This window comes from Streptomyces sp. NPDC085937 (genome assembly GCF_044540535.1).
Taxonomy (GTDB): Bacteria; Actinomycetota; Actinomycetes; order Streptomycetales; family Streptomycetaceae; genus Streptomyces.
Genome location: NZ_JBITSH010000006.1, coordinates 328,868 through 355,742, shown reverse-complemented (window position 1 = coordinate 355,742; position 26,875 = coordinate 328,868). Strand labels below are relative to the sequence as shown.

Below are 26,875 nucleotides of genomic sequence, written 5' to 3'. Positions count from 1 at the left end.
GACGGTCACGGCTGGGCGGCGGCGCTCCCGCGGGCGCCGCCGCCACCGTCGGTCACTTCACGCGGCCGTACCAGACGCTCTTGGTCCAGATCTTCTGCAGCCGCACCACGTCCCCGGTCTTCGGGGCGTGCCAGATCTTGTTGTTACCGGCGTAGATCCCGACGTGGTAGACGTAGCTGCCGGAGTGGAAGAACACCAGGTCCCCGGCCTTCCGGCTGCTCTTGGAGATGTGCCGGGAGTTGTTGTACTGCTGGGCGGCCGTGCGGGGCAGCTTCTTGCCCGCCTTCTTGAACGAATACAGCGTCAGGCCCGAGCAGTCGAACCGGTTCGGCCCGGTGGCGCCCCACGCGTACGGCGCGCCCTTCTTGGACGCCGCGACCTTCAGGGCCTTGGTGCCCGCGGTCGCCGCCGCGGCCTCCGAGGCCGCTCCGGGGACCGCGATGGAGCCGCCCACGGCGGCCAGGGTGAGGGCCCCGGCCGTGCCGGCCCGGGCCATGAGAGACGGGACACGATTGAGCGCACTCATGCGCAACCCTTCGTCAGCCGCCTGTGAAGGATGACCTGTCGGATTCGGGCTGGCGAAGTAGCCCGGCCGCGTCAGCGGCTTCACCCCAAGGGCTGCTCGGAACGTGAGCTCCGGCGACCCGTCGTGCTTGGGTCCTCCACTCCTGCCGATCCACTCCTGTCGACCGGTCATCCGGGCGGCGGCAGGACTCGGCGTCCGCCCGGATCGCCCCGCCGCGGCGGCGGGGTCTTGTCGTCAGTCAGGGATCTTGCTTCATTTCGCGGTCGATTTCCCAACGGAACGGGGGGTTTGTGTTGTTACTCACCACTCACCCGTTCGGGTGGACGGCTGTCCGTTCGACTCGCCGTCGACGAGGCGCAGGAGCCCCGGACCAGCGACGGAATGCTCAATTCCGCCTGACGGGCGCGCGTGTGGGGCAACTTCGGCAGCACCGGAACAGGAGGTATGTCTACGCCGGATGGGGGTACGCCGTTCGGTCTGTTTCACCCGTGCGCGGCGTGTCCCGTCCGGGCGCGCCCGGTGTTCCGCGCCCGCTCGCGTCAACTCCCTGCCTGCGGCGGCAGCGTGACCCTGGCCGTGCGCCGCTCACCGTCCAGCACCCGCAACGCCCGCGCCAGGGTTTCGGCGTGCAGCTCGCTCTCGCCGCGCCGGTGCATCAACGTCAGGGCGTCGCGCAGCGCGACCGCCTTGCCGACCAGCGCCTGGGCGGCGCGCAGACTTCGGTAGGTGTCGCCGCCCTGGGCCGGGTTGACCCGGCCGAGTTGGTCGACGGCCTCCAGGTAACGGTCGATCAGTTCGGCCTCCGCGCGGGTCAGCGCGGGCAGCGGGGGCAGTTCCGGTGGCAGCATCCGCGGCTCACCTCGCGCCGGTGGCGGGGCGGGCGGCCCTGTGGTGCGGCACGATCCGGTCCGCCAGGCCGTAGTCCACCGCGGCCTGCGCGTCGAGGACCGTGTCCCGCTCCAGATCCTCGCGCACCCGCCGCACGGGCCGGCCGGTGTGCCGCGCCAGCATCTCCTCCGTGCGGACCCTGATCCGGTTCAGCTCGTCGGCCCGGACGGCCAGGTCGCTCGCCCTGCCCTCCACCGGCTCCGGCAGGGAGGCCTGACGGAGCACCAGGCGGGAGCCGGGCAGTACGGAGCGCTTGCCCGGGGTGCCGGCGGCCAGCAGCAGTGCGGCGGTGCCCTCCGCACGGCCCAGGCAGACGGTCTCGACGTCGCAGGTGACGTAGGTCAGGGCGTCGTGGAGCGCCGACATGGCGTGGAAGGGGCCGCCGGGGGAGTTGACGTACAGCGAGACGTCCCGGTCGGGGGAGTGGTGCTCCAGGTACATGAGCTGGGCCGTCACGTCGTTGGCCGCGGTCTCGTCGATCCGCGTCCCGAGGACCACGATCCGCTCCTCGAGGAGCCTGGCGTACGGATCCGTCGTCCGGTGTCCGGAAGCCGTGCGGCCGGTGAACTCGGGCAGGACGTGGCGGGCGGACGGTCGGGTCATGGTGCCCTCCTGTCTCGTTGTCTGTAAAAAATGTACAGGACGTACGTCACGTTATGATGGCCGCATGGCTTACGAGATTCCGGTGACCCAGGCCAGGGCCGAGCTCGCCGACCTGATCAACCGCGTGGTGTACGGCGGTGAGCGGGTCGTCGTGACCCGGCACGGGAAGCCGCTCGTCGCCCTTGTCTCCGCCGATGACCTGCGGCGGCTGGAGGAGGCCGAGGGCGCGGTCGAGGAGCCGGTGATCAGCACGGTGGCGGGGCTGCGCGAGGTCGCGTCCGCCTCGCGTGAACACGGCCGCTTCGGCATCGCCGCGGAACACCGGGGCCCGGGCCCTTCCTGACCCCGGCGCCCAGCCCTCATGGAGTCGCGGCTGTCGCGTGCGGCCCCGGCGGCACGACTGCCCGCAGTCGGCGCCCCTCCAGGGGCGCGGGGAACTGCGCGACCGGCTCCCACCGGCCCGCACCCGGCGTACAACAGTCCCCGGCACCCCGGCACCCCGGTGGCCGTAAGGCCCGCTGCGCAACCCAGCGCTGCGGGGTGCCGCCTGCGCCCACCTGTGCCGCCCCGGCGGCACGGCCGCCCGCGACCGGGCGGGGCCGGCGTCGTCGGCGGGCCGCCGGGCGGTGCGCGACCACGTAGACCCGCGCACCCCCCTCCGCCACAGCGGGGGTGCGCGGTCGTTCCGGAAGGGGGCGGGTCAGTTCGCCAACGCCGGCTCACGCTCGGGCGCCTCCCGCGCAGGCGCCGCCCTACGCACACGCACCGCGTGACCCACCAGCACCGCCCCCAGTCCCAGCACCGCCCACCACGTCAGCGTGAGCGCGGGCCCCACCGCTGCCGCCCCGTCGAAGAAGGACACCGAGCGGAGCAGCGACACCCCCGCACCCGGCGGCAGCCACTGGCCGATCGCCCCGGCCGGCTCCGGCAGCATCTCCGGCGCCGAGGCGGCACCCGAGAACGGGTTGCCCAGCAGCATCACGAGGAGGGAGCCCAGCCCGAGACCGGGCCGCCCGAACAAGGCCGCGAGCCCTGCGACCGCCCCGCTCACGGCCAGCGTGGCCAGGGCGAAGGTGCCCGCCACGGCCCACCAGTCGCCCGGCAGGGCAGCCAGCCAGCTGTGCGCGAGGGCGGCGGCGACCACGCCGACCAGCGTCGCGGAGCCGGCCAGCGCGGCCACCGCGACGACACCGCGCAGCCCGAGCACCGTCACCGCCACCCCCGCGCCGATCCCGGCCAGCGCCAGCGGCAGCACGCTCGTGTTCAGCACCGCCCCGCGCGGGTCGCTCGCCGCGGCCGGCACCACGTCCTCCGTCACGACCTCCCCGCCGGAAGCGGCCGCCCGCTGCTCCACCGCCTGCTGGAGCAGCTGCGCCACCGCCGGGCTCGCGGCCGACGCGGTCAGCAGCTTCGGGCCCTGCCCGGTGACGACGACCGCCCCGTACACCTCGCGGTCCTCGATCGCGGCACGGGCCGCGGACTCGTCCGGGTAGCGGTGGAGGTCGAAGGCGCCCTTCTGCTCCTCCAACTGCCGCGCGAGCGGCGCGGTCGCCGAGGACGGGCCCGCCACGCCGAGCGGCAGGTCTCTCGGCGCCGTGCGGGCCGCCGGCCAGGCGAAGGCCCACAGGGCGAGCGCCACCAGGGTGGGGATCAGCACCAGGACGGCCGCGATCCGGCGGTGCTGCGTCAGGGACGTGGGAGACATCCTGGACTCCAGTAAAAAGAAGGATCGTTCGTTTTGTGTTGACCTCACCGTCCCGCCGATCCGTTCCCTTGTCAAGAAGGAATGTTCGTTTTAGGTTGGCGGCATGGCTCGCGTATCCCCGGAACACCTCGAAGCCCGCCGCCGGCAGATCCTCGACGGCGCCGCGGTCTGCTTCGCCCGCAACGGCTTCCACGCCACGTCGATGCAGGACGTGCTGAAAGAGGTGGACCTCTCCGCCGGTGCCGTCTACCGGTACTTCAGCGGCAAGGAGGAACTGATCGCGGCCATCGCCTCCGAGGTGCTCGAGACGGTGCGCGGGACCCTGGAGCAGGCCGCCCAGGAGAGCCCGCCGCCCACCCCCGACGTGATGGTCCCGCGCGCCCTGACCCTGATGCGGCAGGTGCGGCCGGCGACCCTGGAGACCGGGGAGTGGCTGTTCCCGCGGCTGATGATCCAGGTGTGGACCGAGAGCACCCGCACACCGTCGCTGACGGCCGTGCTGGCCGAGGGCTACGCGAAGATCCGCGAGGCGTGGGGCGGCATGGCGCGGAGCTACCAGGACGCCGGCCTGCTGCCCGAGGACGCCGACGTCGACGCGATGGCCCGCGCGATGATCGCGCTCGTGCAGGGGTTCGCCGCCCAGATGGCGATGTTCGGCGACATCCCCCCGCAGGTCCTCGCCGACGGCACACGCGCCCTGATGGCCACCGGCCGCCCCGCCTCCCCCGCCTGAGCCGGGAGGGACGCCTGCCTCGTTGGCGGCTGGCCGCGCCGCTTCCGATCGACCTGGTGACGACACGCCGTGCCGGGCCCGGTAACCGCGCCGGGGCGTCGCGCGGTTAACGTCCTCGAAACGCCGCCCGGCTAGCCTCCGGGTCCACGCCACCGGGGAGCCTTCCCGTGGCCGCGGCCACCGGGCCCCGCACGGCCCGGAGCGAGGACGGTGAGGTGGATGCCGTGCAACTGACCCCGCACGAGCAGGAGAGGCTGCTCATCCATGTGGCGGCCGACGTGGCGGCGAAGCGCCGCGAGCGCGGGCTCAGGCTCAACCACCCCGAAGCGGTCGCGCTCCTCACCTCGCACATCCTCGAGGGTGCCCGCGACGGCCGTACCGTCGCCGAACTGATGGCGTCCGGGCGGAAGGTGCTGACCCGGGACGACGTCATGGAAGGCGTCCCCGAGATGATCCCCGACGTGCAGGTGGAGGCCACCTTCCCGGACGGCACCAAGCTCGTCACCGTCCACGACCCCATCGTCTGACGGAGGAGCGCCGTGACACCCGGAGAGATCCTGTTCGCCGAGGGCCCGATCGTCTACAACGAGGGCCGCGAGACCACCCGCCTCACCGTCCTCAACGCGGCCGACCGGCCCGTGCAGGTCGGCTCGCACTACCACTTCGCCGAGGCCAACCCGGGCCTGGAGTTCGACCGTGCCGCGGCCCGCGGCAAGCGGCTCGACGTCCCCGCCGGCACCGCCGTACGGTTCGAGCCCGGCATCCCCGCCGAGGTGCGGCTGGTGCCGCTGGCCGGGACGCGCACCGTACCCGGGCTGCGCGGGGAGACGGGGGGCGTGCTCGATGCCTGAGATCTCCCGGGAGGCGTACGCCGACCTGTTCGGGCCGACCACCGGCGACCGGATCCGGCTCGCCGACACCGATCTGCTGATCGAGATCGAGGAGGACCGCTCGGGCGGCCCCGGACGCTCCGGCGACGAGGCGGTGTTCGGCGGCGGCAAGGTCATCCGCGAGTCGATGGGGCAGTCCACCGCCACCCGCGCCGAGGGCGCCCCCGACACCGTGATCACCGGAGCGGTCGTCGTCGACCACTGGGGCGTCGTCAAGGCCGACGTCGGCATCCGTGACGGCCGGATCACCGGCATCGGCAAGGCCGGCAACCCCGACACGATGGACGGGGTCCATTCGGACCTGGTCATCGGCCCCGAGACCGAGGTCATCGCCGGCAACGGACGGATCCTGACCGCCGGGGCGATCGACGCGCACGTCCACTTCATCTGCCCGCAGATCGCCGACGAGGCGCTGGCCTCCGGCATCACCACCCTGGTCGGCGGCGGCACCGGACCCGCCGAGGGCTCCAAGGCGACCACCGTCACCCCCGGCCCCTGGCACCTGGCGCGGATGCTGGAGGCGATGGAGGCGTACCCGCTGAACATCGGGCTGCTCGGCAAGGGCAACACCGTGTCGCAGGAGGCGCTGCTGTCGCAGATCCGGGGCGGCGCCGTGGGGCTGAAGCTGCACGAGGACTGGGGTTCCACCCCGGCCGTCATCGACGCCGCGCTCACCGCGGCCGACCGGACCGGCGTGCAGGTCGCCATCCACACCGACACCCTCAACGAGGCCGGTTTCGTGGGCGACACGCTCGCCGCGATCGCCGGACGCGGCATCCACGCGTACCACACCGAGGGTGCGGGCGGCGGACACGCCCCGGACATCATGACCGTGGTCTCCCAGCCGCACGTGCTGCCCAGCTCCACCAACCCGACCCGCCCGTTCACCGTCAACACCGTCGAGGAGCACCTCGACATGCTGATGGTCTGCCACCATCTGAACCCCGCCGTCCCCGAGGACCTGGCCTTCGCGGAGTCGCGGATCCGGCCGTCCACCATCGGTGCGGAGGACGTGCTGCACGACCTCGGCGCGATCTCGGTCATCTCCTCCGACTCCCAGGCGATGGGACGCGTCGGTGAGGTGATCATGCGGACCTGGCAGACCGCCCACGTGATGAAGCGCAGGCGTGGGGCGCTGCCCGGCGACGGCCGTGCCGACAACCAGCGGGTGCGTCGCTATGTCGCCAAATACACCATCAACCCGGCCGTCGCGCAGGGCATGGCAGGCGAGATCGGCTCGGTGGAGAGCGGCAAGCTGGCCGATCTCGTGCTGTGGGAGCCGAAGTTCTTCGGGGTGAAGCCCCTTCTCGTCCTCAAGGGCGGCCAGATCGCCTACGCGCAGATGGGCGACGCCAACGCGTCCATCCCCACCCCGCAACCCGTGCTGCCCCGGCCCATGTTCGGCGCGATCGGCCGGGCGCCCGCGGCCAACTCGGTCAACTTCGTGGCGCGGGAGGCCCTCGACGCGGGCCTGCCCGACCGGCTGGGCCTCGGCAAGCGGTGGGCGGTCATCGACTCCACCCGCTCGGTGACCAAGGCGGACATGCGGGAGAACGACGCCCTGCCGGAGGTGAGGATCGACCCCGACAGCTTCGCCGTGCGCATCGACGGGGAACTGGTCGAGGCGACACCGGCCGAAGAACTCCCGCTCGCCCAGCGCTACTTCCTCTTCTGATGTCCAGGGCAGCACTGCTCGTCCTGGCCGACGGACGGTTCCCCGCCGGCGGGCACGCCCACTCCGGCGGGGCGGAGGCCGCCGTCCACGCGGGGCGGATCACCGGGGCGGCGAGCCTGGAGGACTTCTGCCGGGGGCGGCTGCACACCACGGGGCTGGTGTCGGCCGCGGTCGCCGCGTCCGCCGCGTTGGGTGTGGACCCGGGGGCGTTGGACGCGGCCGCCGACGCCCGTACGCCGTCGCCCGCACTGCGTGCGGCGGCACGCAAGCTGGGGCGCCAGTTGCTGCGCGCTGCCCGTGCCACCTGGGCGAGTCCCGAACTGGACGCCCTGGCGCGGCGGTTCCCGAAGGGTGCCCACCAGCCGGTGGTTCTGGGGGTGGCCGCGCGGGCTGCCGGACTCGGGGCGGAGGATGCGGCGCACTGCGCGCTGTACGAGAGCGTGGGTGGGCCCGCGACGGCGACGGTACGGCTGCTCAGTCTGGACCCGTTCGACGCGACGGCGGTCCTCGCCCGTCTGGCGCCGGAGGCGGATCGCGTGGCGGAGACGGCGGTACGGGCGGCTCATCGGGTCGTGGAGGAAGGCACCGGCGCGCTGCCGGCGGCGTCGGCGCCCCTGCTGGAGGTCTACGCCGAGGCGCATGCGGCCCGCGTAGGACGGCTGTTCGCGTCATGAACGCCGTGCGGGTGACGGCCCGATTCCTGCCGGAAACGGCCGGGTCGGCGCGGGAAGCACGTCGGCGGGTACACCCGTCGGCCCACCGGGGGTGTGCGTTCGGCTTGTCGCCGGGTGCGGGTGCGCGGGGGGTGTTCGCGCGGTTCCCCGCGCCCCTGAGGGTGTCGACGCGGAGGCCCGTTCAGCTCACCGAGGCGCGCCCGGGTGACCGCCCGCCTGCCGAGGTCCGCACCGGCGACCGCCTCCCGAGGCCCGCCCGGCGCCCGTGCGTCCACCGGCTCCGGCCCTCGATCCCGACAACCCCGACCGTCCGTTCCCCTGCCGACCCGGACGTGACGCAACCCCCGGAGGTGCCCCATGCATCGTGATCACATCGACCCCCATCCCGGGCCCGCCGTCATGGGCGCCGACGCCCGGCGGCCGGACGGAGCGCGTCGTGCCCTGCGGATAGGGCTCGGCGGGCCCGTCGGGTCCGGGAAGACCGCGACCGTCGCCGCGCTCTGCCGGGCGCTGCGGGACGAAGTGTCCCTGGCCGTCGTGACCAACGACATCTACACCCGCGAGGACGCCGACTACCTGCTCAGGGAGGCGGTCCTGCCCCCCGAGCGGATCACCGCCGTGGAGACCGGCGCATGCCCGCACACCGCGATCCGGGACGACATCTCCGCCAACCTCGAAGCCGTGGAGGACCTGGAGGAGACGGTCGGCCCGCTGGACCTGGTCCTCGTCGAGTCCGGCGGGGACAACCTCACCGCCACCTTCTCCAAAGGGCTGGTCGACGCGCAGATCTTCGTGATCGACGTGGCGGGCGGGGACGACATCCCGCGCAAGGGCGGCCCCGGCGTGACCACCGCCGACCTGCTGGTCGTCAACAAGACCGACCTCGCGCCGTACGTCGGCTCCGACCTCGGGCGCATGGCGGTCGACGCCAAGGCCCAGCGGGCCCACCTGCCCGTGGTGTTCCAGTCGCTGCGGGAGCAGAGCGGGGTCGCGGAGGTGGCCGGCTGGGTGCGGGAGCGGCTCGCCGCGTGGGCGGCGTGAACACCGCGGGAGTCCGGGCCGAGGTGCGGGTGCACGCCCGCGCGGACGGCCGGGGCGGCTCCGCGCTGCCCGTCCTGGAGAGCCGTGGCCCGCTCACCCCGCGGCGCACGCGGGGGAGCGGTGCCGCGGCACACGTCCTGCTCGTCGGCGCCATGAGCGGTCCGCACGGCGGGGACCACTTCACGGTCCGGGCCGACGTCGGCCCCGGGGCACGGCTACGGCTCGGCTCGGCCGCCGCCACCCTCGCCCTGCCGGGCCAGCACGGCGGGCAGGCGCGCCAGGACGTACGGATCACCGTGGCCGAGGGCGGCGAACTGCACTGGCTGCCCGAGCCGTTGATCTCCGTCACCGGCAGCGAGCTCGCCGTCCGCACCCACGTCGACCTCGCCCCGGGGGCCCGGCTCGTCCTCCGCGAGGAACTGGTCCTGGGGCGGGCCGGTGAGGAGCCCGGGCGGCTCACCTCCCGGCTGACCGTACGGTTCGACGGAAGCACGGTCCTCGACCAGGAACTGGACTGCGGCCCCGGCGCACCCGGCGGCTGGGACGGGCCGGCCGTGCTCGGCGGGCACCGGGCCGTCGGGCAGCTCGTCGTGGCCGACCCGGAGTTCGCGGAGAAGCCGGTCGCCTCCGCCGCGCCCGGGAACGGGACGGCCGTGCTGCCGCTGGCCGGTCCCGCCGTGCTCGTCAGCGCGGTGGCGGCGGACGCCCTGCGGCTGCGGCGCCTGCTGGACGCGGCACAGGGCTCCTTCGCCCCGGCACCCGCCTGACGCGCTCCCGCGTCCGCTGTCACACCTCCCGCGTCCGCATGCGACAACTCCCACGTCCGGTTACCGGATTGGCAAAGGAAACGTATCCCCTCTGTCCCCCGCGGCGTCCGGGGAGCGAGGATCCTCCCCCGTACCCATCGAAACCCTGTACGGGGAGGCCCCTTTGAGGGACAGCAGACCGAAGAGGCGGGTGGCGGCGCTCGGTTCGGCCGGCGTGCTCGTCACGGCGACACTCATAGCCGGCGCCGTCGCGGCGCCCACGGCGAGCGCGACGGCCGCCCACGAGAGCAAGGACCGCGAGGCCAAGGGCGTTGCGGTCGCGGCCGCCCGGGCCGCGAAGACCGGCATCGACTGGCGGGACTGCCCCGCCGACTGGAACCTGCCCACGCCCATCCAGTGCGGCTGGGTCTCGGTGCCGCTGGACTACGCCAAGCCGAACGGCAAGCAGATCAAGCTCGCCGTCGACCGCATCGGCAGCACCGGCACGAAGAGCGAGCGCCAGGGCGCGCTGCTGTACAACCCCGGCGGCCCCGGCGGTTCCGGTCTGCGCTTCCCGACCCGGGTCACCGCGAAGAACCCCGTCTGGGCCAACACGGCCAAGGCGTACGACTTCGTGGGCTTCGACCCGCGCGGCGTCGGCAAGTCCGCGCCCATCTCCTGCGCCGACCCGCAGGAGTTCGTCAAGGCGCCCAAGGCCGACCCGGTGCCCGGCTCCGAGGCCGACAAGCGCGAACAGCGCGCGCTGGCCCGCGAGTACGCCGAGGGCTGCTACGAGCGCAGCGGCGCGATGCTGCCCCACATGACCACGCCGAACACCGCGCGCGACCTCGACGTCATCCGCGCCGCCCTGGGCGAGAAGAAGCTCAACTACCTGGGCGTCTCCTACGGCACCTACCTCGGCGCCGTGTACGCCACCCTGTTCCCGGGCCACGTGCGCCGCATGGTCGTCGACAGCGTCGTCGACCCCTCGCGGCAGAAGATCTGGTACCAGGCCAACCTGGACCAGGACGTCGCCTTCGAGAGCCGCTGGGCGGACTGGCAGGACTGGGTCGCGAAGAACGACGCCACCTACCACCTCGGCACCACCCGGGCCGCCGTCCAGGCGCAGTGGGTGAAGCTGCGCGCCGCCGCCGCGAAGAAGCCGCTCGGCGGCGTCGTCGGCCCGGCGGAGCTGCTCGGCTTCTTCCAGAGCGCCCCGTACTACGACTCGGCGTGGGCCTCGACCGCCCAGATCTTCAGCCAGTACGTCGCCGGTGACGCCCAGGCGCTGATCGACGCCGCCGCCCCGGACCTCACCGACGCGGCGGGCAACGCGGCCTCGGAGAACGGCAGCGCCGTCTACACCGCCGTGGAGTGCACCGACGCCAAGTGGCCGACGAACTGGCGCACCTGGGACCGCGACACCACCAGGCTGCACCGCGACCACCCGTTCCTGACCTGGTCCAACACCTGGATGAACCTGCCCTGCGCCACCTGGCCGGTCGCCCAGCGGACCCCGGTCGAGGTGAAGACCGGCAAGGGCCTGCCCACGGTGCTGATCGTCCAGTCCGAGCGGGACGCGGCCACCCCGTACGGCGGTGCCGTCGAACTGCACAAGCGGCTCAAGGGCTCCCGCCTGATCACCGAGCGGGACGCCGGCTCGCACGGCGTCACGGGCCTGCTCAACCCTTGCGTGAACGACCGGGTCGACACCTACCTGCTCACCGGCACGGTGGACCGCTCCGACGTGACCTGCGCCCCGCACGCCACGCCGAAGCCGTAGCCGTTGCAGTCGCACGACCGTGAGGGGCGGCCGGAGTGTTCCGGCCGCCCCTCACCCGTGTCCGCGGTGCTCATCGCAGCGGCATGCGCGGCGTGCGCCGCTTCTCCTCCGCCTTGCGCTCGGCCTCCGCCGCCTTCACGTCGGCCGCGTACCGGTCGACGTACTCCTGCTCGGAGAGGGAGAGGATGGCGTACATGATCTCGTCCGTGACGGCGCGCAGGATCGCCTTCTCGTTCTCCATCCCGGCGTAGCGCGAGAAGTCCAGCGGCTCGCCGAAGCGGATCGTCACCGGATGGATCCGGGGGATCTTCCGGCCGGGCGGCTGCGCCTCGAACGTGCCGATCATCGCGCAGGGGACCACCGGGACGCCCGCCTTGAGGGCCATCACCGCGACACCGACCTTGCCCTTGTACAGGCGCCCGTCGTGCGACCGTGTGCCCTCCGGGTAGATGCCGAGCAGTTCCCCCTTGCCCAGCACCCCGAGCCCCTTGCGGATGGCCGCCTGCCCGGCGTCCTTGCCCGAGCGGTCGACGGGGATCTGGCCCGCGCTGTGGAAGAAGAACGCCGTCAGCCGCCCCTTGATGCCGGGCCCGGTGAAGTACTCGGCCTTGGCGAGGAAGGTGATGCGCCGCTTGAGCACGGCCGGCATCAGGAAGTGGTCGGAGAACGACAGGTGGTTCCCCGCCACGATCGCGGCGCCGGACGACGGAACATGCCCCAGGCCCTCTATTCGAGGCCGGAAGACCAGTCTCAGGAGCGGGCCCAGCAGCACGTATTTGAGCAAGTAGTAGAACAAAAGCACGCTCCTCGACTCTGGGAAGGCGGGGTCGCCGCGTTCCAGCAGGTCATCCGGCACGTCGTGAACTGCCAGTCTAGGACCGGGAGACGGGGCCGGGCACCACGTTCGACGGGAACCGGAACGCACCGCCCCGGACGGCCCGCCGCACGGCGTCCGGCCGCCGCCCGCACGCCCGCGGGTACGCTCGTCGGTATGCGGATCTCCGTCTCCTCCGACATGGACGAACCCGTGGCCCGCGCCCTCCTCGCCGAACTGCGCGAACGCGGCCACGAGGTGCGCACGCACGGTGCCCTCAGCCCCGGGGACGACCCGCGGTGGGCGGCCTGCTCCGAGGCGGCGGCCCGAGAGGTCGCCGACGGCACCGCCGACCAGGCGGTGGTGTGCTGCTGGACCGGCACCGGTGCCTCGATCGCCGCCAACAAGGTGCCCGGCGTCCGGGCCGCCCTGTGCGCCGACGCGTACACCGCCGACGGCGCCCGCCGCTGGAACGACGCCAACGTGCTGGCGCTGAGCCTGCGTCTCACCTCCGTCCCGCTGCTCAGGGAGATCCTCGACGCCTGGTTCGCCGGCCGGCCCAGCGAGGACCCCGAGGACCGGTCGAACGTGGAGCGGACGGCGCGCACCGACCGGGCGCGCACCAGCTCCTGACCGGCACGGGGCACGGGACGCAAGTGTCCGCAGGGAGTCGTCACAGCCGTACGACGACCAGCGCCGTGTCGTCCGTGGCGCCCCCGGGCGGCAGCAGTTCCCGCAGCACCGTGTCCGCCAGCGGCTCGGGCTCCAGCGTCCGGTGCCGGCACAGCGCGTCGGCCAGCCGCCGCAGCCCGGTGTCGATGTCCTCACGGCGCCGTTCGATCAGCCCGTCGGTGTACAGCACGAGCGTCGCCCCCGGCGCGAAACCGGTCGACGCCTGGGGCCGGGGCCTCGGTTCCGGGCGGGCGTCGAGCGGCGGGTCGGTGGCCCGGTCGAGGAACTCCACCCGTCCGTCGTGGTGGAGCAGCACCGGCGGCGGGTGACCGGCACTGCTGTAGGTGACGACGAGCCGGTCGAAATCGATGAAGGTGGTCACCGCGGTCGCCGACTCCGCCCCGTCCACCACATGGGCGTACCGGCCCAGCACGTTCAGCGCCTGGGCCGGCCCGTCGGCCACCCGGGAGGCGGCGCTCAGCGCGCTGCGCAACTGGCCCATGACACCGGCCGCCTCCAGGCCGTGCCCCACCACGTCGCCCACCGACACGCCGATGCGGTGGCCGCCCACCAGGTCGACCAGGTCGTACCAGTCGCCGCACACGTTCAGCGCGCCCACCGCGGGCCGGTAGCGCACGGCGGCCCGGTGATGGCCCATCTGCCGGCTCGCCGGGAGCATGGCCTTCTGCAGCACCAGCGCCACCTCGCGCTCCCGGGCGTGCGCCTCGCGCAGCCGGTTGTTGAGCTCCTGCAGCTCCCGGGCGCGCGTGTACAGCTCGGCCTCCAGCACCCGGCCCGCGGCGTCGCCCGCCGAGCCCCGGGCGCGTACGAACTCGGTCACCTCCTCGATCCGGTGCACGATCAGCCGCACCCGTCCGTCCGGCGCCAGCACCGGGCTGTTCACCGGGGACCAGTAGTGCTCCTGCCAGTTCCCGGAATGCTCCGGGCTCTCGACGTCGTAGCGCTGCAGCGCCATCGCGTCGCGCTCACCGGTGGCCAGCACCCGCAGCAGCGAGGCCCGCAGATGGTGCGAGTTCTTCGCCTCGCGTACGTTCACGGGCTCCGGGAACACCTCGAACACGTGCCGGCCCAGCAGGGACTCGCGCGCGCGGCCGGTGCCGCGCACATAGGCCTCGTTGACGTCCGCGAACACCAGGTCCGGGGTCAGCAGCGCCACCATGCCCGGCAACGCCCGGTAGACCGCCTCGTAGTCGATCGACGCCTGCGCCATGACCCCGCCTCACTCCGGCGGCGCGGTCAGCGACTGCTCCGCCCAGATGATCTTCCCGTCCGGTACGAACCGGGTGCCCCAGCGCTCGGCGAGCTGCGAGACCAGCAGCAGCCCGCGCCCTCCCTCGTCCATCGCGCGGGGGTGACGCAGATGCGGGGCGGTGGCACCGCCGTCCAGCACTTCGCACACCAGCGCCCGCTCCCGGATCAGCCGCAGCCGGACCGTCCCGGAGGCATGCCGGATCGCGTTGGTGACCAGCTCGCTGACCAGCAGTTCCGTGGTGAACATCAGGTCGTCGAGGCCCCAGCGGGACAACTGGTCCTGAGCGGTCCTGCGGGCGTCGGCCACCACGGCCGGGTCCGGCGCCAGTTCCCACACCGCGACCTGCTCGGGCGCCAGCCGCCTGGTCCGGGCCATCAGCAGGGCCACGTCGTCGTGCGGGCGGGACGGGACCAGCGCGTCGACCACGGACCGGCAGCCGACCTCCAGCTCGCCCGCCGTCCTCTCCAGGACCCGCCGCAGCCGCTCCCGGTCGGCCTCCGTGCCGTCCCCGCCGTGCGCCAGCAGGCCGTCCGTGTGCAGCACCAGCGTGCTGCCCTCGGCCAGGGACAGTTCCACCGCCTCGAACGGCGGGCCGCCCACGCCCAGCGGCGGTCCCTGGGGCAGGTCCACGAAGCCGACCGCGCCGTCCGGAGCGACCACGGCGGGCGCCGGATGGCCCGCGGCGGCCATCGTGCACCGGCCGTCCGCCGGGTCGTACACGACGTACACGCAGCCGGATCCCACGGAGTGGCCCGTGCCGTCCCCGTCCCCGTTCTCCCCGTCCCCGTCCTCGCCGTCGCCGTCGTCCCGCGCCGACCTCGACGCCAGGTCGTCCAGGTGCGCGAGCACCTCCTCGGGCGGCAGGTCTATCGCGGCCAGCGTCCGCACCGCCGTGCGCAGCCGCCCCATGGCCGCGGCGGCGCCGATGCCGTGCCCCGGCACCTCGCCCACGACCAGTGCGACCCGGGCGCCGGACAGCGGGATCAGGTCGTACCAGTCGCCGCCCAGGCCGGTCAGCTCGTCGGCCGGCCGGTAACAGGCGGCCACCCGCACGGCGTCCTGCTCGGGCAGCCGGCGCGGCAGGAGACTGCGCTGGAGGACGAGGGCGGCGTCCCGCTCCCGGGTGTAGCGCCGGGCGTTGTCCACACAGACGGCGGCGCGCGAGACGAGGTCCTCGGCCAGGTGCAGGTCGTCCGCGTCGAAGGGGTTCTGGCGGCGGCGGAAGAACGTGGTGATGCCCAGGGTGACGCCACGGGCCCGGATCGGGACGATCATCACGCTCTGCAGTCCCAGCTCCAGAAAGGTGGACTCCCGGCCGCCCGGTGTCCCCACGGCCCACTCGACGCCCAGCGGGTCGAGCTGCTCCTGCCGCCAGGACCGGCCCGTGGTCAGACACCGCACCGGCGGCGAGTCGGCCAGGTAGGTGACGACCGCGCCGCTGTCGACGACGGTCCGCGGCAGGTCCTCGAACAGCGACCGGTGCCCCGCCCGGCGCAGCGGCACCCGCGCGGACCCGGCGAGCGGCTCGGGGGCCGGCTCGGCGCCCCGCAGCACCGTCTCCAGCAGGTCGACGGTGACGAAGTCGGCGACCCCGGGCACGGCGACGTCCGCCAGTTCCTGCGCGGTGTTCATGATGTCGAGGGTGCGGCCGATGTACTCGCCGGCCCGGTCGAGCAGGGCGAGGCGCTGCCGGGCGCGGTGCCGCTCGGTGATGTCGACGACGGTGTAGTACACGCCCATCGGGCGGCCCCGGTCGTCCTCCAGCCGGGTGAACGACAGCATGTGCGCGGTCTCCCGCAGGGGCGCCGAGCGCACCCGGCCGACGTGCTCGTAGTCGACGACCTGCTCACCGGTCTCCAGCACGTGCCGCATCCGCTCCTCGACGGCGTCGCCGTTCATTCCCGGCTGGACGTCCGCGAACCGCAGGCCGAGACGCTGCGCGGCGGGACCCCCACCGAACTGCTCCAGGGCGGCGTTGGACCACACGTAGCGCAGGTCGGTGTCCACGATCGCGATGCCGATGGGGTTCCCGGCGACGATCTGCTCCAGCACGGCGCGGCTCATGTCCCAGCCGGGGGCGTCGGCCAGCTCCGACAGCAGCACCAGCAGCGAGCCGGGGCCGCGCGGCGCCGCGGTCGGGGCGACCCGCACCATCAGCTCGACCGGTTGCCCGTCGCGGTGCCGGGCGGTCATCAGCCCCGCCCATTCGCTCTCGCACAGGCACCGCTCGATCAGGTCCGGCACCCGCTGTGCGTCGTCGGGTTCGAGCAGGTCGGCGAACTTGCGGCCCACGGCCTCCACCGAGGTGTGGCCCAGCAGCCGTTCCGCCCGGGTGGTCCAGCCCGCCACCAGGCCGTGCGGGTCCAGCAGCAGGGGCGCGGCGTCGGCCACGTCGAACCCCTGTCGGGTTACTCCCCGCTCCTTGTGTCCGTCCACGGACGGCCTCTCTGTCGCTGAGAGTGCTCTGTCGCCTTTGTCCCCATTCCTTCCCCCATCTTCACCCCGGGGACGGTCCGGGGGCTCCCCGGGCGTGGGCCACCGGTGCACGCGGTCCGGACCCGGGGCACGCCGACGCCCCCGCCGTGACACCCGGCGGGGGCGGTGACGACCGGGGTCAGGCCCCGGTCGTCGACCGGGGTCAGGCCCCGTTGCCGATGACCTTCTCCAGCGTGCGCAGCGCCTCCCGGAGCTCCTCCGCGGTGATCGTCAGCGGAGGCGCCAGACGCACGGTCGAACCGTGGGTGTCCTTCACGAGGATGCCCTCGCGCATGAGGCGCTCACTGATGTCCCGGCCGGTGCCGAGCGCCGGTTCGACGTCCACGCCCGCCCACAGGCCCCGGCTGCGGAACCCGGTGACGCCCTTGCCGACGAGCGCCTCCAGGCCCTCCCGCAGGACCACGCCCAGCTCCGCCGCCCGCCGCTGGAACTCACCCGTCTCCAGCAGTTCCACCACGGCCGTGCCCACCGCGGCGGCCAGCGGGTTCCCTCCGAAGGTCGACCCGTGCTCACCCGGACGGAGTACCTGGAGCACCTCACGCCGGGCCACCACCGCCGACACCGGCACGATGCCGCCGCCGAGCGCCTTGCCGAGCAGCACCACGTCCGGCACCACCGACTCGTGCTCCACGGCGAGCGTGCGGCCGGTGCGGCCCAGGCCCGACTGGATCTCGTCGGCGACGAACAGGCAGCCCGCGCGCCGCGTCAGCTCCCGCACCCCGGCCAGATAGCCGTCGTCCGGCACCACCACGCCCGCCTCGCCCTGCACGGGCTCGATCAGCACCGCCGCCGTCGTCTCGTCGACGGCCGCCTCCATGGCCGCGAGGTCGTTGTACGGCACCACCCGGAAACCCGGGGTGAACGGGCCGAACCCGGACCGCGCGACCTCGTCCGTGGAGAAGCTCACGATCGTCGTCGTGCGGCCGTGGAAGTTGTCCGCCGCCACCACGATCGTCGCCCGGTCGGGGGGGACTCCCTTGACATCGTAGGCCCATTTGCGGGCCACCTTGATGCCGCTCTCCACCGCCTCGGCGCCGGTGTTCATCGGCAGCACCATGTCCAGGCCGGTGAGCGCGGCCAGTCGCTCCGCGAACCCGGCGAGGCGGTCGTTGTGGAAGGCGCGCGAGGTCAGCGTGAGCCGGTCCAGCTGGCGGTGCGCCGCCTCGATCAGCGCCGGGTGCCGGTGGCCGAAGTTCAGCGCCGAGTAGCCGGCCAGCATGTCCAGGTACCTGCGGCCCTCGACGTCCTCCACCCAGGCGCCCTCCGCGCGGGCGACGACCACGGGCAGCGGGTGGTAGTTGTGCGCGAGGACCGGCTCCTCCGCGCCGATCAGCTCGGCGGACGAACGCGTACGGGCGACAGAGGTCATGAGCGGATCTCCTGAGTGCAGCACTTGATGCCCCCGCCCGCCTTGTGGAACTCGGACAGGTCGACGGGGACGGGAACGTAACCGCGGTCGGCCAGCCGGTCGGCGAGGGCCGTCGCCTCCGGCGAGACGAACACATGACGGCCGTCCGAGACGGAGTTCAGGCCGAAGGCCATGGCGTCCTGGCGGGTGGCGAGGACGGCGTCCGGGTACAGCCGCTCCAGCACCTCACGGCTGCCCGGCGAGAACGCCTCCGGGTAGTACACGACGTTCTCCTCGTCCAGCACGAACAGCGCCGTGTCGAGGTGGTAGAAGTACGGGTCCACCAGCGTCAGGCCGATCACCGGCACCCCGAAGAACTCCTGCACCTCGCGGTGCGCCTCGGGGGTGGTGCGGAAACCGGTCCCGGCGAGGATCCACCGCCCGGCGGGCACCAGGTCGCCCTCGCCCTCGCACACCGACTCCGGGTGCTGGACGTCGAACCCCTGCGCCTTGAACCAGGCCTCGTACGGCACCGACTCCGGGCGCCGCTCCGGCGCGTGGAAGCGGGAGCCGAAGACGCGGCCTCCCACGACGACCGCCGCGTTCGCGGCGAACACCATGTCGGGCAGCCCGGGCAACGGTTCCACGGTGTCCACGGTATGGCCGTGGCGGCGGTAGGCGTCGACCAGCGCCAGCCACTGCCGCCGGGCGAGTGAGACGTCGACGGGACGGTCGGGACTCATCCACGGATTGATCGCGTACCGCACGGCGAAGAACCGGGGTTCGCAGACGAGGAAGCGCCGTGGGCGCGCCACACGTGATTCGGGCACGAAGGAGTTCCTCCGCTTCACACGGTGTCAACAGGGGGTGACTCCACGGTAGGAACGGAGCCTCACGGCCGACAAGCGACGGATCCTGCGCGTCCACGCAGGAACACTGCGTCTTTCCGCCCTTCAGCGCACGTCCGGTGCGTCGTCCGGGGCGGGCTGCGTCACTCCTGCCTCAGGACTGTCGGGCAGCAGGTGCGACAGCACCATCACGCTGATCGTCTTCCGGATGAACGGCTCCTGGCGGATGCGCTCCAGCACCTCCTCGAAGTGCTCCACGTCCCGCGCCCGCACGTGCAGCAGCGCGTCGGCGCCCCCGGTCACCGTCATCGCCGCCGCGATCTCCGGATGGTTGCGCACCACCTCCGCCAGCCGCCGCGGCGGCGCCGCCCCCTCGCAGTACACCTCCACGTACGCCTCCGTGCGCCAGCCCAGCGCGGAGGGCCGCACGGTCGCCGTGAACCCGGTGATCACCCCGGTCTCCCGCAGCCGGTCCACCCGGCGCTTGACCGCCGTCGCCGACAGGCCGACGGACGCCCCGATCTCCGCGAAGGACGTCCTGGCGTTCGCCATCAGAGCGGTGACGATCTTCCGGTCGAGTTCGTCGAACGGCGTGGGCCTGCTGTTCATGCGGGCACTGTATCCACGCCGGCCCCACGGCCACCCCGCGTCCGCCCGGAGACGGCCGGGCGCCGGAGCGCCCGGCAACGCCCTTGTCCGGCACGTAGTCCCGACCCGGAGATCCCCCCTACACTCCACCTTCATGCTGCGCGCCCTCGCCGTCGACGACGAACGCCCCTCGCTGGAGGAGCTGCTGTACCTGCTGAACGCGGACCCGCGCATCGGCAGCGTGGAAGGCGCGGGCGACGCCACCGAAGCCCTGCGCCGCATCAACCGCGCGCTGGAGAGCGGCCCCGACGGGCCCGAGGCCATCGACGTCGTCTTCCTGGACATCCAGATGCCCGGCCTCGACGGACTGGACCTCGCCCGGCTGCTCACCGGCTTCGCCCGGCCGCCGCTCGTCGTCTTCGTCACCGCCCACGAGGACTTCGCCGTCCAGGCCTTCGACCTCAAGGCCGTCGACTACGTACTCAAACCCGTCCGCAAGGAGCGGCTGGCCGAAGCGGTCAGGCGGGCCGCCGCCCAGCGCGGCACCACCCCGCAGGGCCCCGCCCCGCGCATCCCCGTGCACGAGCCCGACCCCGACCACATAGCCGTGGAACTCGGCGGCGTCACCCGCTTCGTCGCCGTCGACGACATCACCCACGTCGAGGCGCAGGGCGACTACGCCCGCCTGCACACCGACCGCGGCAGCCATCTCGTGCGCATCCCGCTGTCCACCCTGGAGGAGCGCTGGCGCTCCCGCGGCTTCGTCCGCATCCACCGCCGCCATCTGGTCGCCCTGCGCCACATCGGCGAACTGCGGCTCGACGCCGGCACGGTGAGCGTCCTGATCGGGTCCGAGGAACTCCAGGTCAGCAGGCGCCACACCCGCGAGCTGCGGGACCTGCTGATGCGCCGGACCACGGGCTGACGGGGGAGAGGACCACATGCCCCAGGAACCCGCCGAACGCCGGGTGGTCGTCACCGGGCCGCCCCGCCGCGCCCGCCGCACCTCCGGCTACTACCGCCCCCGCACCGAGATCGACGAGCAGACCACCCTCGGCCACACCTACGTCCGCACCCTGATGCGCATCCAGCTGCGCGCCGGACTCACCGTGTTCGCCGTCCTCGCCCTGCTCATCGGCCCGCTGCCACTGGTCTTCGCCGCCGCCCCGGACGCCCGCCGCCTGGAGTGGGCCGTCCTCGGCTTCGGGCTCTACCCCCCGCTGGTCCTGCTCGCCCGCTGGTACGTGCGCCGCGCCGAACGCAACGAACGCGACTTCGTGCGGCTCGTCGAGGACCGCTGAGACCAGGGGACCGGCACCACCGTGAACACCGCCTACGCCGTCACCGCCGTCGCGCTCGTCGCCGTCGCGACCGTCCTCGTCGGCGCCTTCGGCCTGCGCATATCGCGCACCACCTCCGACTTCTACGTCGCCTCCCGCACCGTCGGCCCCCGGCTCAACGCGGCCGCCATCAGCGGCGAGTACCTCTCCGCCGCCTCCTTCCTGGGCATCGCCGGACTCGTCCTGATCCAGGGCCCGGACATGCTCTGGTACCCGGTCGGCTACACCGCCGGCTACCTGGTGCTGCTGCTGTTCGTCGCCGCGCCGCTGCGCCGCTCCGGCGCCTACACGCTGCCCGACTTCGCCGAGGCCCGGCTCTCCTCGCACACGGTGCGACGGCTCGCGGGCACCCTCGTCGTCGGGGTGGGCTGGCTGTACCTGCTGCCCCAGCTCCAGGGCGCGGGACTCACCCTCACCGTGCTCACCGACGCCCCCGACTGGCTCGGCGCGGTGATCGTCGCCGTGGTGGTGACGGTGATAGTGGCCGCCGGCGGCATGCGCAGCATCACCTTCGTCCAGGCCTTCCAGTACTGGCTGAAACTGACCGCCCTGCTGGTGCCCGCCCTGTTCCTGGTGCTCGCCTGGCAGCGCGACGGGGCGCCCAGCCACGCCTTCGACGAGCCCGCCGAGTTCCGCGAGCAGCGCGTGGTGCGCGTCGACGGCACCGTCGACCTGCGCATCACCTCCCCGCTCACGGTGACCGTGGACGGCACCGTCGACGGCCGCGACCACACGGGCACCGAGGTCCACCTCCCCGCCGGCACCCACCGCGTCGACAGCGGCACCCGGCTCACCTTCGCCGCCGGCGCGGAGGTCCCCACCACCGGCAACGGCGCCGACGACGCCCTGTCGCCCTCCCGCGCCGAGAGCCGCACCGAACGCCCGCTGTACGCCACGTACGGGCTGATTCTCGCCACCTTCTTCGGCACCATGGGCCTGCCGCACGTGGTGGTCCGCTTCTACACCAGCCCGCACGGGGTCGCCGCCCGCCGCACCACCGTCGCCGTCCTCGGCCTGATCGGCGCCTTCTACCTGCTGCCCCCCGTCTACGGCGCCCTCGGCCGGCTGTACGCCCCCGAGCTGACCCTCACCGGGGACGCGGACGCCGCCGTCCTGCTGCTGCCCGGCCGGATGATCGGCGGCACCGGCGGCGACCTGCTGGGCGCGCTGGTCGCCGGGGGAGCGTTCGCCGCGTTCCTGTCCACCGCCTCCGGGCTCACCATGGCCGTGGCCGGGGTGCTCACCCAGGACGTGCTGCCCTCGCGCGGCGTACGCCACTTCCGGCTCGGCACCGTGCTCGCCATGGCCGTGCCCCTGGCCGCGAGCATCCTGGTCGGCGGGCTGCCGGTGGCCGACGCCGTGGGCCTCGCCTTCGCCGTGTCCGCCTCGTCGTTCTGTCCGCTGCTGGTCCTCGGCATCTGGTGGCGCCGGCTGACGCCGCCGGGCGCGGCGGCGGGGATGCTGGTCGGCGGCGGCTCCGCGTTCCTCGCCGTGGCCGCCACCATGGCCGGCTATCCGGGCGCCGGGCCCTGGCACGCGCTGCTGGCCTGGCCCGCCCTCTGGTCGGTGCCGCTGGGCTTCCTCACCATGGTGCTGGTCTCGCTGGCCACCCCCGGCCGGGTCCCGCCCGGCACCGCCGCGGTCCTGGCCCGCTTCCACCTGCCGGAAGAGCTGCGTACGGAGGTGTCCGCGTGATCGGTTTCCTCGCCGGACTGCTCGTCGCCGTGCTGCCCCTGCTGGCCGCCGGGTTCTGGCTGGGCCGGCGCACGGCACGGCCCGCCGGCCTCGCCGGACTCGGCACCCCCGTCGAGCACGCCACCTTCGAGACCCTGCACACCGCCTCGCTGGCCACACCCCCGCTGCGCGCGGGCCTCACCGAGGAGACCGCCCGCAAGTCGGCCCGCAAGCTGCGCTCCCTGCTCGGCACCGACGCCCTGTGCCTCACCGACCGCGCGGAGGTCCTCGTCTGGGACGGCGTGGGCGCCCACCACCGCGCCGAGATCATGGAGCGCCTCACCGGCCCCCTGGACACCGGCCGCGGCGAGGCCTTCCCGCTCAGCTGCGACACCCCGGACTGCACCGTCCGCTGGGCGGTCGTCGCCCCGCTCACCGTCGACGACCGGGTGCACGGCGCGCTCGTCGCCTGCGCGCCCCGGGAGTCGGCGGTGCTGGTGCGGGCCGCCGGGGAGGTCGCCCGCTGGGTCTCCGTCCAGCTGGAGCTCGCCGATCTGGACCAGTCCCGCACCCGGCTGATCGAGGCGGAGATCCGGGCCCTGCGCGCGCAGATCTCCCCGCACTTCATCTTCAACTCGCTCGCGGTGATCGCGTCCTTCGTGCGCACCGACCCCGAGCGCGCCCGTGAGCTGCTGCTGGAGTTCGCCGACTTCACCCGCTACTCGTTCCGGCGGCACGGCGACTTCACCACCCTCGCCGACGAGCTGCACGCCATCGACCACTACCTGGCGCTGGTGCGGGCACGTTTCGGCGACCGCCTCTCCGTCACCCTGCAGATCGCCCCCGAGGTGCTGCCGGTCGCCCTGCCCTTCCTGTGCCTGCAGCCGCTGGTGGAGAACGCCGTCAAGCACGGCCTGGAGGGCAAGGCCGACAAGTGCCACATCCAGATCACCGCGCAGGACGCGGGCGCCGAGGCCCTGGTGGTCATCGAGGACGACGGCGCGGGCATGGATCCCGACCTGCTGCGCCGCATCCTCGCCCGCGAGGTCAGCCCCACCGGCGGCATCGGCCTGTCCAACGTCGACGACCGGCTCCGCCAGGTCTACGGCGACGACCACGGCCTGGTCATCGAGACGGCCGCGGGCGCGGGCATGAAGATCACCGTCCGGCTGCCCAAGTACCAGCCGGGCGTGCACCTGGCGGGGCGGCTCACCCCGCGGTGAGGCGAGCCGCCCCCGGACGGGGTGCTCAGGTGCTGCGGGTGGCCACCATCCCCAGAGTGATCAGCCCCAGGACGACCCAGCCGAACCACAGCCAGCCGTTGCTGCCGAGCGCCACCGTGTAGGCCGTCACGGCGACCAGGGCGCCGACGGTGAGCACTCCCATGGTCTTGATCGAGGTGGAACCGTTCGTGGTACCGGGCATCGCGACACCCTCCTCCTGGTTCGGTCCCTCCATGGTGCCCCGGTTTCCCGGATCGAGGCCGGTGCGGGAGCTGACCGAGGCCGGTGCCGGAGCTAACCGCGCGCGTTGAGCGAGGCCAGGTAGGCGTTGTACGCCTCCAGCTCCTTGTCGCCGTCCCGATCGGCGGCGCGGTCCGTGCGGCGGGCCTGCCGCTGGTCGGAGGCGTACCACTGGAACAGCAGCGCGATCAGCACCAGGACCGACGGGACCTCGCTGAACGCCCAGGCGATGCCGCCGGCCGCGTTCTGGTCGGACAGGGTGTCGATGCCCAGCGACGCGGGCGGGTCCTGGAAGGTGGTGACCATCGGGGTGGAGGCCATCATCAGCGCGATGCCGAAGAACGCGTGGAACGGCATGCCCGCGAACAGCTCCAGCATCCGCATCAGGTGCCCCGGCCGGTGCGGACCCGGGTCCACGCCCATGATCGGCCAGAAGAACACCAGGCCGACGGCGAGGAAGTGCACCATCATCGCCGCGTGCCCGACCGCCGATCCCATAAGGAAGTCGAACACCGGGGTGAAGTACAGGGCGTACAGGCTCGCGATGAACATCGGGATGGTGAACAGCGGGTGCGTGACGACCCGCATGTAGCGGCTGTGCAGCAGCATCAGCAGCAGCTCACGCGGTCCCTTGCTGCCGCGCACGGCCGCCGGGGGCAGCGCCCGCAGCGCCAGGGTGATCGGGGCGCCGAGCAGGAGCAGGATCGGCGACACCATGCTGATGACCATGTGCTGCACCATGTGCACGCTGAACATCACCATGCCGTAGTCGTTCAGCGCCGTGCACATCACGAGCCCGATGCTCAGCACACCGGTGACGAACGCGACCGTCCGCCCCACCGGCCACTTGTCACCGCGCCGCACCAGCCGGACCACGCCCCAGCCGTACAGCGCGAGCCCCAGCAGGCAGGCGACGAGGAAGAACGGGTCCGCCGACCAGGCGAGCCCTCGCCCCAGCGTGAACGGCGGCAGATCCATGGTCATGCCGTGCCCGCTGTGATCCATCGGCCGGCTCCCTTTTGATCCAGGTTGTACGCAATCGGTCCGCACCAGACTAGAACCGCCCCCGGCGACGTCCGTCACCGGGGGCGGTCTGTGAGGCCCGTATCACGCGCCGGGCGGCGGCCGGAGGATCAGAGCACGCACTCCGCCTCGGCGTACCGCGCCTCGGGCACGGTCTTCAGCGTCTCCACCGCCTCCGCGAGCGACACCATGACGATGTCGTTGCCGCGCAGGGCGGTCATCCGCCCGAAGTCGCCGCGGTGCACGGCCTCCACCGCGTGCCAGCCGAAGCGGGTGGCCAGCACCCTGTCGTACGCCGTGGGCGTCCCGCCGCGCTGGACGTGCCCGAGGATGACCGGGCGGGCCTCCTTGCCGAGCCGCTCCTCCAGCTCCAGGGAGAGCTGCCGGGCGATGCCGGCGAACCGCTCGTGGCCGTAGACGTCCTTGCCGCCCTCGTCGAAGTCCATGGTCCCGGCCTTCGGCTTGGCGCCCTCCGCCGCGACGACGATGGCGAACCGCTTCCCGGCCGAGAAGCGCTCGCCGACCTTCGCGGTCAGCTCGTCGATGTCGAAGGGTCGCTCCGGCACCACGATCGCGTGCGCGCCGGCCGCCATGCCGGAATGCAGCGCGATCCAGCCCGTGTGCCGGCCCATGACCTCCACGATCAGCACGCGCTGGTGCGACTCGGCGGTGGTCTTCAGCCGGTCCAGCGCCTCGGTGGCCACACCGACGGCCGTGTCGAACCCGAAGGTGACGTCCGTGACGGCGATGTCGTTGTCGATGGTCTTCGGCACGCCCACTATCGGCAGACCGTTGTCGGACAGCAGCCGGGCCGCCTTGAGGGTGCCCTCACCGCCGATGGGGATGATCGCGTCCAGACCGAGCTCCTCGACATGGCCCCGGGCCCGCTCCACACCGTCCCGCAGATGCTCGGGACGCACCCGGGAGGAGCCGAGGATGGTGCCGCCGCGGGCCAGGATGCCGCCCACCGCGTCGAGGTCGAGCTTGAGGTAGTCGCACTCCAGGAGGCCCTTCCACCCGTCGCGGAAGCCGATGACCTCGTCGCCGTGGTCGACGACGGCACGGTGCACGACGGACCGGATGACGGCGTTCAGGCCGGGGCAGTCGCCGCCGGACGTGAGGACACCAATGCGCATAGCCCGAAACAACCTTCTCGAAGTGGGCCGGGACCGGACCGCGCTGTCCGGCTCGATCCCCGCCACCCTAGCCGCTCCGGGGGGCGGTGCCGCATCTCGCGTCCGCCTGCTGGACCACCCCGCTCACCTGTGCGGAGGAGACGTCAGACGGGCCGGTACAGGCCTGTCCGACGCCTCCCGCACGGTGCTCGGTCAGCGCCTCATGCGGGCTGCTGGGCGGCCGCGATGCGCTCGTTGCGCAGGGCCTCGTACCACCGGTCGTCGGTCGGCGGCAGCGCGTTCACGTCCAGCGCGAGCTTCAGCAGCAGGTCCGCGATCTGCGGGTTGCGGGCCAGCACGGGGCCGTGCATGTACGTGCCGAAGACGGTGTCGTTGAACGCGCCCTCGGTGCCGTCCCCGGTGCCGTTGCCGTTGCCGAAACGCACCTGGGCGAACGGGCGGGCGGAGGGGCCCAGATGGGTGATGCCCTGGTGGTTCTCGAACCCGGTCAGCGGGGGCAGCCCCAGCTGCGGGTTGACGTCCCCGAGCACGTCACCCACGCACCGGTCGCCCTCGCCGCGCACCGACACCACGTCGAGCAGGCCGAGGCCGGGCTCGCGCTGGCCGAGGTCGTTGATGAACTCGTGGCCGAGGATCTGGTAGCCGGCGCACACCGAGAAGACGATCGCGCCGTTCCCCACGGCCCGGTGCAGGCCCCCGTCGCGGCGCAGCCGCTCGGCGGCCAGCCGCTGCGGACGGTCCTCACCGCCGCCGATCAGGTAGATGTCGCCGGAGGTCGGGATGGGCTGGTCGCTGCGCACGTCGAGCCGCGCCACGTCCAGGCCGCGCTGCCGCGCACGGCGCTCGACGACCAGTACGTTGCCCTGGTCGCCGTAGGTGCTGAGCAGGTCCGGGTAGATCCAGACGACCCGCAGCTGGTTGTCGCTCACTTCAAGT

Annotated in this window: 28 protein-coding genes and 1 riboswitch; of the genes, 14 read left to right on the top strand and 14 right to left on the bottom strand. The window is 73.1% G+C overall.

Features of this window, described 5'->3' with window-relative positions; genetic code table 11:
- Positions 1-52: 52 nt before the first annotated feature.
- The 3 genes from ACIF8S_RS16305 to ACIF8S_RS16295 form a co-directional block, all read right to left on the bottom strand.
- Positions 53-526, bottom strand: coding sequence for a C40 family peptidase (locus tag ACIF8S_RS16305; RefSeq protein ID WP_349799691.1), 474 nt, complete (start codon positions 524-526; stop codon positions 53-55).
- Positions 527-529: 3 nt separating this feature from the next.
- Positions 530-730, bottom strand: a riboswitch (cyclic di-AMP (ydaO/yuaA leader).
- A 335-nt stretch (positions 731-1,065) separates the two neighbouring features.
- Complete coding sequence (locus tag ACIF8S_RS16300; protein WP_349799689.1) at positions 1,066-1,374, bottom strand: hypothetical protein; 309 nt, start codon at positions 1,372-1,374, stop codon at positions 1,066-1,068.
- Between the two features lie 7 nt (positions 1,375-1,381).
- Positions 1,382-2,017 (bottom strand): ATP-dependent Clp protease proteolytic subunit, encoded by a 636-nt coding sequence (locus ACIF8S_RS16295; protein ID WP_399999770.1) that lies wholly within the window; start codon positions 2,015-2,017, stop codon positions 1,382-1,384.
- Between the two features lie 64 nt (positions 2,018-2,081).
- Here ACIF8S_RS16295 and ACIF8S_RS16290 point away from each other — a divergent pair, with 64 nt between their 5' ends.
- Positions 2,082-2,360 carry a type II toxin-antitoxin system Phd/YefM family antitoxin gene (locus ACIF8S_RS16290; RefSeq protein WP_399999769.1) on the top strand — a complete coding sequence of 93 codons (279 nt, stop codon included), beginning with the start codon at positions 2,082-2,084 and terminating at the stop codon, positions 2,358-2,360.
- A gap of 357 nt (positions 2,361-2,717) precedes the next feature.
- On the opposite strand, the gene ACIF8S_RS16285 is transcribed toward ACIF8S_RS16290, so the two are convergent.
- Positions 2,718-3,722 carry an ABC transporter permease gene (locus tag ACIF8S_RS16285; protein WP_399999768.1) on the bottom strand — a complete coding sequence of 335 codons (1,005 nt, stop codon included), beginning with the start codon at positions 3,720-3,722 and terminating at the stop codon, positions 2,718-2,720.
- A 103-nt stretch (positions 3,723-3,825) separates the two neighbouring features.
- On the opposite strand from ACIF8S_RS16285, the gene ACIF8S_RS16280 reads away from it, so the two are divergent.
- The 8 genes from ACIF8S_RS16280 (at position 3,826) to ACIF8S_RS16245 (ending at position 11,264) form a co-directional block, all read left to right on the top strand.
- Positions 3,826-4,455 (top strand): TetR/AcrR family transcriptional regulator, encoded by a 630-nt coding sequence (locus ACIF8S_RS16280; protein ID WP_399999767.1) that lies wholly within the window; start codon positions 3,826-3,828, stop codon positions 4,453-4,455.
- A 224-nt stretch (positions 4,456-4,679) separates the two neighbouring features.
- Positions 4,680-4,982 carry an urease subunit gamma gene (locus tag ACIF8S_RS16275; protein ID WP_199785245.1) on the top strand — a complete coding sequence of 101 codons (303 nt, stop codon included), beginning with the start codon at positions 4,680-4,682 and terminating at the stop codon, positions 4,980-4,982.
- A gap of 12 nt (positions 4,983-4,994) precedes the next feature.
- Complete coding sequence (locus ACIF8S_RS16270) at positions 4,995-5,306, top strand: urease subunit beta (RefSeq protein ID WP_399999766.1); 312 nt, start codon at positions 4,995-4,997, stop codon at positions 5,304-5,306.
- Entirely contained in the window at positions 5,299-7,020 is a 1,722-nt protein-coding gene (locus tag ACIF8S_RS16265; RefSeq protein WP_399999765.1) for an urease subunit alpha, read from the top strand. The genes ACIF8S_RS16270 and ACIF8S_RS16265 overlap by 8 nt, the downstream gene beginning before the upstream one ends.
- Entirely contained in the window at positions 7,020-7,694 is a 675-nt protein-coding gene (locus ACIF8S_RS16260; RefSeq protein ID WP_399999764.1) for an urease accessory protein UreF, read from the top strand. The genes ACIF8S_RS16265 and ACIF8S_RS16260 overlap by 1 nt, the downstream gene beginning before the upstream one ends.
- A 357-nt stretch (positions 7,695-8,051) precedes the next feature.
- Positions 8,052-8,735, top strand: coding sequence for an urease accessory protein UreG (gene ureG, locus ACIF8S_RS16255; protein ID WP_399999763.1), 684 nt, complete (start codon positions 8,052-8,054; stop codon positions 8,733-8,735).
- The gene (locus tag ACIF8S_RS16250; protein WP_399999762.1) at positions 8,723-9,502 is read left to right on the top strand and encodes an urease accessory protein UreD; all 780 of its coding nucleotides are present in this window, start codon (positions 8,723-8,725) and stop codon (positions 9,500-9,502) included. The genes ureG and ACIF8S_RS16250 overlap by 13 nt, the downstream gene beginning before the upstream one ends.
- Positions 9,503-9,665: 163 nt before the next feature.
- Positions 9,666-11,264, top strand: a complete 1,599-nt coding sequence (locus ACIF8S_RS16245) for an alpha/beta hydrolase (RefSeq protein ID WP_399999761.1) — start codon at positions 9,666-9,668, stop codon at positions 11,262-11,264.
- A 70-nt stretch (positions 11,265-11,334) separates the two neighbouring features.
- Here ACIF8S_RS16245 and ACIF8S_RS16240 read toward each other — a convergent pair whose 3' ends face one another.
- Positions 11,335-12,060, bottom strand: a complete 726-nt coding sequence (locus ACIF8S_RS16240; protein WP_399999823.1) for a lysophospholipid acyltransferase family protein — start codon at positions 12,058-12,060, stop codon at positions 11,335-11,337.
- A gap of 195 nt (positions 12,061-12,255) precedes the next feature.
- Here ACIF8S_RS16240 and ACIF8S_RS16235 point away from each other — a divergent pair, with 195 nt between their 5' ends.
- On the top strand, positions 12,256-12,711 hold the full coding sequence (locus tag ACIF8S_RS16235; RefSeq protein WP_399999760.1) for an RpiB/LacA/LacB family sugar-phosphate isomerase: 456 nt from the start codon (positions 12,256-12,258) through the stop codon (positions 12,709-12,711).
- 40 nt (positions 12,712-12,751) lie between these two features.
- Here the strand turns inward: ACIF8S_RS16235 and ACIF8S_RS16230 are convergent, their stop codons facing one another.
- The 5 genes from ACIF8S_RS16230 to ACIF8S_RS16210 all read right to left on the bottom strand — a co-directional run bounded on the left by ACIF8S_RS16230 (position 12,752) and on the right by ACIF8S_RS16210 (position 19,324).
- A complete protein-coding gene (locus ACIF8S_RS16230; protein WP_399999759.1) occupies positions 12,752-13,981 on the bottom strand; it encodes a PP2C family protein-serine/threonine phosphatase in 1,230 nt (409 codons plus the stop codon).
- A gap of 9 nt (positions 13,982-13,990) precedes the next feature.
- Positions 13,991-16,459: a SpoIIE family protein phosphatase gene (locus ACIF8S_RS16225; protein ID WP_399999758.1), complete on the bottom strand. Its 2,469-nt coding sequence runs from the start codon at positions 16,457-16,459 to the stop codon at positions 13,991-13,993.
- A gap of 202 nt (positions 16,460-16,661) precedes the next feature.
- Complete coding sequence (gene rocD, locus ACIF8S_RS16220) at positions 16,662-17,888, bottom strand: ornithine--oxo-acid transaminase (protein ID WP_399999757.1); 1,227 nt, start codon at positions 17,886-17,888, stop codon at positions 16,662-16,664.
- Positions 17,885-18,697, bottom strand: a complete 813-nt coding sequence (gene ddaH, locus ACIF8S_RS16215; protein WP_399999756.1) for a dimethylargininase — start codon at positions 18,695-18,697, stop codon at positions 17,885-17,887. Before ddaH ends, rocD begins: the two co-directional genes overlap by 4 nt.
- 123 nt (positions 18,698-18,820) lie before the next feature.
- Positions 18,821-19,324, bottom strand: a complete 504-nt coding sequence (locus tag ACIF8S_RS16210; RefSeq protein WP_024884926.1) for an Lrp/AsnC family transcriptional regulator — start codon at positions 19,322-19,324, stop codon at positions 18,821-18,823.
- 133 nt (positions 19,325-19,457) lie between these two features.
- Between ACIF8S_RS16210 and ACIF8S_RS16205 the strand changes: the two genes are divergently transcribed.
- From ACIF8S_RS16205 to ACIF8S_RS16190, 4 genes are read left to right on the top strand one after another with little or no spacing between them, the layout of a single operon-like run.
- Positions 19,458-20,228, top strand: coding sequence for a LytR/AlgR family response regulator transcription factor (locus ACIF8S_RS16205; protein ID WP_399999755.1), 771 nt, complete (start codon positions 19,458-19,460; stop codon positions 20,226-20,228).
- Positions 20,229-20,244: 16 nt separating this feature from the next.
- On the top strand, positions 20,245-20,604 hold the full coding sequence (locus ACIF8S_RS16200; protein WP_024884928.1) for a hypothetical protein: 360 nt from the start codon (positions 20,245-20,247) through the stop codon (positions 20,602-20,604).
- 21 nt (positions 20,605-20,625) lie between these two features.
- Positions 20,626-22,338 (top strand): cation acetate symporter, encoded by a 1,713-nt coding sequence (locus ACIF8S_RS16195; protein ID WP_349799657.1) that lies wholly within the window; start codon positions 20,626-20,628, stop codon positions 22,336-22,338.
- On the top strand, positions 22,335-23,540 hold the full coding sequence (locus ACIF8S_RS16190) for a sensor histidine kinase (protein ID WP_399999754.1): 1,206 nt from the start codon (positions 22,335-22,337) through the stop codon (positions 23,538-23,540). The genes ACIF8S_RS16195 and ACIF8S_RS16190 overlap by 4 nt, the downstream gene beginning before the upstream one ends.
- Before the next feature lie 25 nt (positions 23,541-23,565).
- On the opposite strand, the gene ACIF8S_RS16185 is transcribed toward ACIF8S_RS16190, so the two are convergent.
- From ACIF8S_RS16185 to ACIF8S_RS16170, 4 genes are all read right to left on the bottom strand, one after another.
- Entirely contained in the window at positions 23,566-23,742 is a 177-nt protein-coding gene (locus ACIF8S_RS16185; protein ID WP_399999753.1) for a hypothetical protein, read from the bottom strand.
- 92 nt (positions 23,743-23,834) lie between these two features.
- Entirely contained in the window at positions 23,835-24,785 is a 951-nt protein-coding gene (locus ACIF8S_RS16180) for a cytochrome c oxidase assembly protein (RefSeq protein ID WP_399999752.1), read from the bottom strand.
- Between the two features lie 128 nt (positions 24,786-24,913).
- Positions 24,914-25,939 carry a 6-phosphofructokinase gene (locus ACIF8S_RS16175; RefSeq protein WP_349799650.1) on the bottom strand — a complete coding sequence of 342 codons (1,026 nt, stop codon included), beginning with the start codon at positions 25,937-25,939 and terminating at the stop codon, positions 24,914-24,916.
- Positions 25,940-26,139: 200 nt separating this feature from the next.
- Complete coding sequence (locus ACIF8S_RS16170) at positions 26,140-26,868, bottom strand: type 1 glutamine amidotransferase (protein WP_399999751.1); 729 nt, start codon at positions 26,866-26,868, stop codon at positions 26,140-26,142.
- Positions 26,869-26,875: the final 7 nt, after the last annotated feature.